The following is an 8,733-nucleotide window of genomic DNA, read 5'->3' on the forward strand; positions in this document are numbered from 1 at the left end:
AATTATCATGGCAGATTTAATGAAATTCGTTAAAGACGAATTTGTAACAAAAAAAGATTTCCCAGTTTATGCAGCTGGAGATACTATCACCGTTTATTACGAAATTAAAGAGGGTGAAAAAACTAGAACTCAGTTTTTTAAAGGAGTTGTTATCCAAAGAAGAGGTTCTGGAAACACAGAAACTTTTACAATTCGTAAAATGTCTGGTGCCATTGGAGTAGAGCGTATTTTCCCAGTGAATTTGCCTGCTTTGCAAAAAATTGAAATCAACAAAAAAGGTGCTGTTCGTAGAGCTAGAATTTTCTACTTTAGAGAACTTACTGGTAAAAAAGCAAAAATTAGAGACAAAAGAAGATAGTCTACATCTCATTTCAATACAAAGCTTCGAAGAAATTCGGAGCTTTTTTATTTAAAAATCTTCATGAAAATTTTAATAGTCAATTTAAAATAATTTATGTATTCCTTGATTTTTATAATTTTAAATACAAAATCAATAATTTGAACTTTTAATTTTAACAAATTCATAAATCAATCGATATCGTTATTCAATATCTATTTTTTAGAATCGTTTTATTATATTTGTCGTCACAAAAAAATACAATCTTTAGACATTATGACAAAAATAAAAGTAGCCAATCCAGTTGTAGAACTTGATGGAGATGAAATGACACGAATTATTTGGAGCTTCATCAAAGAACAATTAATTCTCCCTTATTTAGATTTAGATATTAAATATTACGATTTAGGAATTGAAAGTCGTGAAGCCACGAAAGACCAAATCACTATTGATTCTGCCGAAGCTATAAAAAAATACAATGTTGGTATCAAATGCGCCACTATTACCCCAGATGAAGATCGAGTAAAAGAATTTAATCTTTCTAAAATGTGGAAATCGCCAAATGGAACCATTAGAAATATAGTTGGCGGAACCGTTTTTCGCGAACCTATTATTATGAGCAATGTTCCTAGATATGTACAGGGTTGGACAAAACCTATAGTTATTGGCCGTCACGCTTTTGGCGATCAATACAAAGCTACAGATGTTGTCATCAAAGGAAAAGGCAAACTGACTATGACTTTTGTTCCAGAACAAGGCGAAACTCAAACTTGGAATGTTTATGATTATGAAGGCGATGGAGTTGCTATGGCAATGTATAATAATGATGAATCTATTTATGGATTTGCACACTCTTCGTTTCAAATGGCATTGACCAAAAAATGGCCATTATATCTTTCTACAAAAAACACAATTCTAAAAGCTTATGATGGACGTTTCAAAGATATTTTTGAAGAAGTGTATCAATCCACATATAAAGCAGATTTTGACAAAAATGGCATGACATACGAGCACCGATTGATTGATGATATGGTGGCATCTGTAATGAAATGGAGTGGCGGATTTGTTTGGGCTTGCAAAAATTATGATGGCGATGTTCAGTCGGATACTGTAGCGCAAGGATTTGGATCATTAGGATTAATGACATCAGTTTTGGTAACTCCAGATGGAAAAACAGTTGAAGCCGAAGCAGCGCACGGAACGGTAACACGTCATTTTAGAGAACATCAAAAAGGAAAAGCCACATCAACCAATCCAATTGCTTCTATTTTTGCTTGGACAAGAGGTTTGGAACACAGAGGAAAACTGGATAATAATCAAGAATTAATTAATTTCTGTAATAAACTAGAAGAAGTTTGTGTAGAAACTGTTGAATCTGGAAAAATGACCAAAGATTTGGCTAGTTTGGTAAAACCTACTGGTCTAACTGATGCAGATTATTTAACAACCGAAGGATTTTTGGCAGCTATAAAAGAAAATTTAGATAAGAAATTAAACTAATATTTTGCATTTAAAATTTTGGAAGACGGCTTTTTAAGCCGTCTTTTTTATTAACCAAATCTTAACAACTATTTTGTAATAAATTATCGAATTTTACGTCTTACAAAAAATCAAATAAACATGATACAACTAATTTTACATTTCCTAACCAAAATTGCATTGATGATTGAACAAATAATATCATATCTTTTTTATTAAATCCAAATCAAAATAAAATCAAAAGTATGTTTTTAAAAAAATCAATTGCAATAGTAATTTTAACTTTTTTTGGAATTTCAAATTCATTTTCACAAGAAAAATTTACAATTTCTGGAACTATCAAAGATGCAAAAAGCAACGAAACACTTATTGGTGTGAATGTTTTTATAGCTCAAATACGAGCTTCAGTTACTACAAACGAGTATGGGTTTTATTCTCTAACCATTCCAAAAGGCGATTACACTCTGCAAATAAGTTATGTAGGTTTTCAAACTTTTGAAGAAAATATTTCGTTGAATGAAAATAAAAAAATGAATATTTCTTTGTCAGAAAGTAGCCAGCAATTATCAGAAATTGTAGTAACAGAAACCAAAAAAGCTACCAATACTCGAGCTGCTGAAATGAGTGTGAATAAACTCTCAATTGCTACCATTAAAAAAATGCCTGTTGTTTTGGGTGAAGTGGATGTTTTAAAATCATTATTATTACTTCCAGGTGTAACCAATGCTGGCGAGGGCGCGTCAGGATTTAATGTTCGAGGCGGTGGCGCAGATCAAAATTTAATTTTGCTAGATGAAGCTATTATTTTCAATTCATCTCATTTGTTTGGTTTTTTCTCTGTTTTTAATCCAGATGCCATAAAAGATTTAAAACTCTACAAAGGCGGAATTCCTGCTCGTTTCGGCGGCAGAGCATCATCAGTTTTAGAAATTTATCAGAAGGATGGAAATAGCAACAAATTCAGCATGAATGGCGGAATTGGACTTATTTCAAGTAGAATTCTTGCTGAAGGACCAATTGTAAAAGAAAAAGGATCGTTCCTTGTGGGCGGGCGTGCTTCCTACGCGCATTTATTTTTAAAATTATCAGAAAAACAAAAAAATAATACTGCCTATTTTTACGACTTGAATACCAAATTGAGTTACAAAGTAAGCGATAATAATAACCTTTATTTATCGGGTTATTTTGGACGCGATGTTTTTGGCATTGGCAAACAGTTTGTAAATACTTACGGAAATTCTACATTAAATCTTAGATGGAATCATTTATTCAACGAAAAATTATTTTCCAATCTATCTTTAATTTACAGTGATTATTATTACGGATTGAATATTGATAGTGTAGGTTTCAACTGGGACTCAGGCATTAAAAATTATAATATTAAATACGATTTCAAAAATTATGTGTCAGATAAATTAAAAATAAATTTTGGCGTAAATGCTATTTATTATGATTTCAATCCTGGAACATTAACGCCTTCAAAACCTGGATCTGGAATTAATTTTGATCAATTAGACAGAAAATATGCTTTTGAACCATCACTTTATTTTGATGTAGACCATAAAATATTAGAAAATCTTACCATTGCTTACGGATTAAGATCGAGTATGTTTTACAGGTTAGGAAAATCGACAATTAATATTTACGAAAATGATCAGCCTGTAACTTATGACTCAGATCTTAAAATTTACCAAAAAGCAACACCTATTGGAACCAAACTATATGGTAAAGGCGATGCTATAAAAACATTTGAAAACCTAGAACCTCGTTTTTCTGCTTCTTATTCTTTTACTGATGATAAATCTGTAAAAATAAGCTATAATAGAATGACACAATATTTGCAATTGCTTTCCAATACTTCTTCTCCTACTCCACTGGATGTTTGGACACCGAGCGATAATTTTATCAATCCACAAATTGCAGATCAAGTTGCTGCAGGTTATTTCGTGAATTTTAGCGATGATAAATACTCTATAGAAGTTGAAAGCTTTTACAAGAAAATTAAAAATAGAATCGATTATATTGATGGTGCAAATTTAATTGCCAACAAAGCTATTGAGCAAGTAATATTGAATGGCGAAATGAGATCCTACGGTTTAGAATTGCTATTGCGAAAAAATAAAGGCGATTTGAGCGGCTGGATATCCTACACGCTTTCAAAATCTGAACAAAGAACACCTGGCAGAAACGCCAACGAAATTGGTATCAATAATGGCAATTGGTATAATTCTGCTTACGATAAATTACATAACTTAGCAGTCACAAGTTCTTACCAATTAAATGATAAATGGAGTTTTGGAGCCAATTTTATTTTGCAAACAGGTCAGCCAACAACTTATCCAAACGGACAATACACTTATTTGGGATTAAACATTCCTAGCTACGGTTTACGTAACGAAAATAGATTGCCTGTTTTTCATCACTTAGACATTTCTGCTACATTGAGTTCTAGAAAAAATAAAAACAGAAAATGGCAAAGCGAATGGGTTTTTGGCATCTATAATATTTATAATCGTAAAAACGCAGCATCCATTAACTTCCAACAAAATATAGATTCAGGAAATAACGAAGCCGTAAAAACATCTATTTTCGGAATAGTTCCAAGCGCAACTTATAATTTTAAATTCTAATTTAATGAAAAATTTATATATAATTTTAACCGTAATATTTCTAAGCAGCTGTACAGAAGTTGTAGATATTAAACTTGACACTGCAAATCCTAAACTTGTAGTCGAAGCCTCTATAAATTGGCAAAAAGGAACCGCAGGAAATATTCAGAAAATAATCCTAACCACTACAGCAGATTATTACACCAATAAAACGCCTGTGGTTTCAAACGCAACAGTTACAGTATCAAATAGTTTAAATGTGATTTTTAATTTCATAGAAATACCAAATACAGGTCAATATGTTTGTAATAATTTTATTCCCGTATTAAACGAAAAGTACAAATTGACTATTGTAAGCAATGGTAAAACCTATACAGGCACAGAAAATTTGAAACCAATTGCCGAAATTCAAACAATAATTCAAAGTAATACCGGCGGAATTAGCAGCAATGAAATTCAGGTAAATGCCAATTTTTTAGATCCTGCGGCAACTGAAGATTTTTATCTTTTTAAATATGAATATCCAAGCAAAATTAAACCCGATATTTATGTTACCGAAGACTTATTTTACAACGGAAATCCTTTCTTCAGTCAGAGTTTCAACAATGATTTAAAAGTAGGTGACACATTTAAAATAACACATTATGGCGTTTCAAAACAATATTATAAATTTTTAGAAATTCTATTAAGCATTTCAGGAAACAACGGTGGTGGTCCATTTCAAGCACCACCAGTTACGGTTCGAGGAAACATATTAAATACAACAAATCCAGACGATTTCCCTTTTGGCTATTTTAATTTATCCGAAATAGATTCTAAAACATACACTATTCAATAAGTAGCTAATCCAGCTATTCATTTCAAAAAAACGGCGAAATAAACAGTTTTGTAAATCTAGCAAGGAGCTTCCTTTGGTCGCTCTTGCTAGAAAACAAAACTAAAGTTTATTTCGCCGTTTTGTTTTCCATTGCTATCTGGGCTAAATATTTTAGATTTTAGAATTCAGATTTTAGATTTACAAAAAAATAGTGTTGCATTTTATATCTTTACATCTTTAAAAATCTGAATTCTAAAATCAAAAATCAAATGTCCTCACACCATATAGTCCGCGACGACCAGGAACCAGCACTTATTATTGCCAATGGAGCAGAATGCAGTTCAGAATTATTAGGACAATTGTTAGAATGGTCGCCACTGGTTATTGTTCTAGATTCTGCAATGGAACGCGTTTCTAAACTAAATTTAAAAGTAGATGTGTTGCTTGGAGATTTTGATCGCGGTTTCGATGTAGAATACTATAAAGAAAATCAATTTCCCATAGAAATAGTGCACAAACCAGATCAAAATAAAACCGATCTCGAAAAAGCTTTTGATTATTTAATAGAAAGAAAAATTCCCGCAGTAAATGTAGTTTGGGCTACTGGAAAGCGTGCAGATCATACCATAACCAACATTACCAATATAATTCAATATCGTAATTTATTAAAAATTGTAATTCTCGACGACCATTCCAAAATATTTCAATTGCCTGCTGAATTTAAAAAATGGTATACAGCAAACACCATAATTTCATTAATTCCAATTGGGAAAGTGTCAGGAATTACTACAGAAAATTTATTTTACAGTTTACAAAATGATGAACTGATTATTGGTGAAAAAACAGGAAGTAGCAACCATGTTTCAAAGGATGGTATAGTTACGATAAATCACGAACAAGGAAACTTATTATTGATGGAATGCTTTGATTGATCGTGTTGATTTTACAATTTCAAATCCAGCAATACATTCCTAATGGTTTCAAAATGTTCCCAAGGAATAAAATGATTGGCATTTTCAATAGGAATTATTTCCATAGATTTTGCATTAACAAGCGTTCTTTTTATAAAAGCTACATTCGAGAATGGCACCAACGGATCTTTTGTTCCGTGAATGACCACAACATTAGAAGTAATATTTTTTAGATTGGGTTTCATATCGACTAAATCTTGTTTGAGCCACCACAATTCATCATTTGCAGGACGCAAAGCACCAGGAATTAAATACCGAATGGGTTTGGTTTTTATAATACTTCGCCAAACTTCGGGAGTTTCAGCTTCAGGATCAATTGATCCAGCTAAAATAATTAGATTCGAATATAATTTTGGCTTTATAGTCGCCAACTTTACAACTACTGGTCCACCCATGGAATGTCCAATTAAAATAATTGGCTTATTGTTATCTATTTTTTTTACAAAATTGTCAATCCTATTGGCTTGAACAGATAAGTTTTCAGCTTCACCAAAATTGCTATAACCAAAACCAGGTCTATCTATTGCAATCATTCTATATTTTTTAAGAAGCAACGTGTCGGTTAAATAATTTTTATAAGCATCCCAACTTCCAGGCGAACCATGTATAAAAAATAAAGTTGGATTTTCAGGTTTTCCAGTTTCAATGTAATGTATTTTGTAATCTTCAAAATCAATAGTTTTGTCTAAAAATTGAGTATTGGTAGTTTCAAAAAAAGCAATTGTTTTTTTACTATTCATTCTCATGGTCATACAAGATTGACAAAATAATATATACAAAACTGGAATGACATAAAAAAAATATCGCTTTTTAAATCTAATTTTCATACTTATAAAATGCTAGAATTTATACATATAAAAGTAACCATTTTTTAATAACTATATTTGCAAAGAATTTTATGAGATGAAAACAAAAATAATTCCAGAAAAAACAACTTTACATTCTAGAAACTTGCATCGTTTTGGGTATGATTTTCAAAAATTGATACTTACAAATCCAGATTTATCAAATTTTGTATTTGTAGACGAGTTTCAAAATGAAATAATCGATTTTAGCAATCCAAATGCTGTCAAATCGCTAAACAATTCACTTTTAATTCTAGATTACAATATTAAAAACTGGGATATTCCAGAAAATTATCTCTGTCCGCCCATTCCTGGTCGCGCTGATTATATACATCATATTGCTGATTTATTGGCAACTACAAACAATGAAACAATTCCCGAAGGCGAAAATGTGGTTGGATTAGATATTGGAACTGGTTCAAATTTAATCTATCCTATACTGGGAAATTCAATCTATAATTGGTCGTTTGTTGCCACTGATATTGATGAAATGGCGATTCAAAATTGTAAAAAAATTATTAGTCAAAATCCAAAATTAATTGATTCAATAAGTTTGCAACTTCAAGTATCATCAAGATTTATTTTTAAAAATATTATTTTACCCGAAGACAAATTTGCTTTCACGATTTGCAATCCACCTTTTCATAATTCAGCTTTAGAAGCCGCAAAATCATCCGCAAGAAAAGTAAATAATTTAGAAAAAAGCAGAGTCAAAACCCCAATTTTAAACTTTGGCGGACAAAATACAGAATTGTGGTGCGATGGTGGCGAAATAGCTTTTATTACCCAAATGATTTATGAATCTGCGAAATATCCAATGCAGGTTTTATGGTTTACAACTCTAGTTTCTAAGAAAGAAAATTTACCTAATATTTATAAAATTTTAAACAAAGTTTCTGCCGTTGATATAAAAACTATCGATATGGCGCAAGGTCAAAAAACCAGCCGAATTGTAGCTTGGACATTTTTAAGTGAGTCGCAGCAAAAAAATTGGAAGTTTTGACAAAAGTTTCAGAGTAACAAAGTACCAAAGTTTTCTTAAGAAGTTAATTTACCAGTTCTTTTACTTTGTAACTTTGCACTTTACAACTTTGTGACTTTAAACATATGAACTTCCAAGTAGTATCCGATTACCAACCCAAAGGCGACCAACCGCAAGCCATAAAAAAATTGGCCAAAGGCATTGTTGATGATGAGAAATTCCAAACCTTACTTGGTGTAACAGGTTCTGGGAAAACTTTTACAATTGCCAATGTCATTGAAAATGTGCAAAGACCAACGCTAGTTTTGGCTCATAATAAAACGCTAGCTGCACAATTATATTCTGAATTCAAACAGTTTTTTCCCAACAATGCCGTTGAATATTTCGTTTCTTATTACGATTATTACCAACCCGAAGCATTTATGCCAGTTTCTGGTGTTTTCATAGAAAAAGATTTATCTATCAATGAAGAACTAGAAAAAATGCGAATGTCTACCGTTTCTTCGTTGCTTTCTGGAAGAAGAGATGTTATTGTTATCGCCTCAGTTTCCTGTATTTATGGTATCGGAAATCCAAAAGAATTTCAAGACAATGTCATTCCAGTGAAAGCTGGACAACAAATATCTCGTACCAAATTTTTACATTCGTTGGTTCAAAGTTTGTATTCAAGAACGGAAGCCGATTTTAATCCTG

General features: G+C 31.6%; 8 protein-coding genes. 7 read left to right on the top strand and 1 reads right to left on the bottom strand.

The window, feature by feature from the left end:
- Nucleotides 1–7: 7 nt before the first annotated feature.
- From rplS to RMN92_RS10770, 5 genes are all read left to right on the top strand, one after another.
- The gene (gene rplS / locus RMN92_RS10750) at nt 8–358 is read left to right on the top strand and encodes a 50S ribosomal protein L19 (RefSeq protein ID WP_309609452.1); all 351 of its coding nucleotides are present in this window, start codon (nt 8–10) and stop codon (nt 356–358) included.
- A 255-nt stretch (nt 359–613) separates the two neighbouring features.
- On the top strand, nt 614–1,837 hold the full coding sequence (locus RMN92_RS10755; protein WP_309609445.1) for an NADP-dependent isocitrate dehydrogenase: 1,224 nt from the start codon (nt 614–616) through the stop codon (nt 1,835–1,837).
- A gap of 224 nt (nt 1,838–2,061) precedes the next feature.
- Nucleotides 2,062–4,446 carry a TonB-dependent receptor gene (locus tag RMN92_RS10760; protein ID WP_309609446.1) on the top strand — a complete coding sequence of 795 codons (2,385 nt, stop codon included), beginning with the start codon at nt 2,062–2,064 and terminating at the stop codon, nt 4,444–4,446.
- A gap of 4 nt (nt 4,447–4,450) precedes the next feature.
- Nucleotides 4,451–5,263: a DUF4249 domain-containing protein gene (locus RMN92_RS10765; protein ID WP_309609447.1), complete on the top strand. Its 813-nt coding sequence runs from the start codon at nt 4,451–4,453 to the stop codon at nt 5,261–5,263.
- Between the two features lie 248 nt (nt 5,264–5,511).
- Nucleotides 5,512–6,174 carry a thiamine diphosphokinase gene (locus RMN92_RS10770; RefSeq protein WP_309609448.1) on the top strand — a complete coding sequence of 221 codons (663 nt, stop codon included), beginning with the start codon at nt 5,512–5,514 and terminating at the stop codon, nt 6,172–6,174.
- 11 nt (nt 6,175–6,185) lie between these two features.
- Here RMN92_RS10770 and RMN92_RS10775 read toward each other — a convergent pair whose 3' ends face one another.
- On the bottom strand, nt 6,186–7,040 hold the full coding sequence (locus RMN92_RS10775) for an alpha/beta hydrolase (RefSeq protein WP_309609449.1): 855 nt from the start codon (nt 7,038–7,040) through the stop codon (nt 6,186–6,188).
- Nucleotides 7,041–7,116: 76 nt separating this feature from the next.
- Here RMN92_RS10775 and rlmF point away from each other — a divergent pair, with 76 nt between their 5' ends.
- Nucleotides 7,117–8,061 carry a 23S rRNA (adenine(1618)-N(6))-methyltransferase RlmF gene (gene rlmF / locus RMN92_RS10780; protein WP_309609450.1) on the top strand — a complete coding sequence of 315 codons (945 nt, stop codon included), beginning with the start codon at nt 7,117–7,119 and terminating at the stop codon, nt 8,059–8,061.
- Nucleotides 8,062–8,165: 104 nt separating this feature from the next.
- A partial coding sequence (locus RMN92_RS10785; protein ID WP_309609451.1) for a DEAD/DEAH box helicase family protein occupies nt 8,166–8,733 on the top strand: 568 nt, incomplete at its 3' end.

It is taken from the genome of Flavobacterium sp. (assembly GCF_031363805.1).
Lineage (GTDB): Bacteria > Bacteroidota > Bacteroidia > Flavobacteriales > Flavobacteriaceae > Flavobacterium.

What these genes read in the sequence shown, in the direction of transcription:
- rplS (WP_309609452.1), top strand. Translation starts at nt 8, where the DNA reads ATGGCAGATTTAATGAAATTCGTTAAAGACGAATTTGTAACAAAAAAA.
- RMN92_RS10755 (WP_309609445.1), top strand. Translation starts at nt 614, where the DNA reads ATGACAAAAATAAAAGTAGCCAATCCAGTTGTAGAACTTGATGGAGAT.
- RMN92_RS10760 (WP_309609446.1), top strand. Translation starts at nt 2,062, where the DNA reads ATGTTTTTAAAAAAATCAATTGCAATAGTAATTTTAACTTTTTTTGGA.
- RMN92_RS10765 (WP_309609447.1), top strand. Translation starts at nt 4,451, where the DNA reads ATGAAAAATTTATATATAATTTTAACCGTAATATTTCTAAGCAGCTGT.
- RMN92_RS10770 (WP_309609448.1), top strand. Translation starts at nt 5,512, where the DNA reads ATGTCCTCACACCATATAGTCCGCGACGACCAGGAACCAGCACTTATT.
- RMN92_RS10775 (WP_309609449.1), bottom strand. Translation starts at nt 7,040, where the DNA reads ATGAAAATTAGATTTAAAAAGCGATATTTTTTTTATGTCATTCCAGTT.
- rlmF (WP_309609450.1), top strand. Translation starts at nt 7,117, where the DNA reads ATGAAAACAAAAATAATTCCAGAAAAAACAACTTTACATTCTAGAAAC.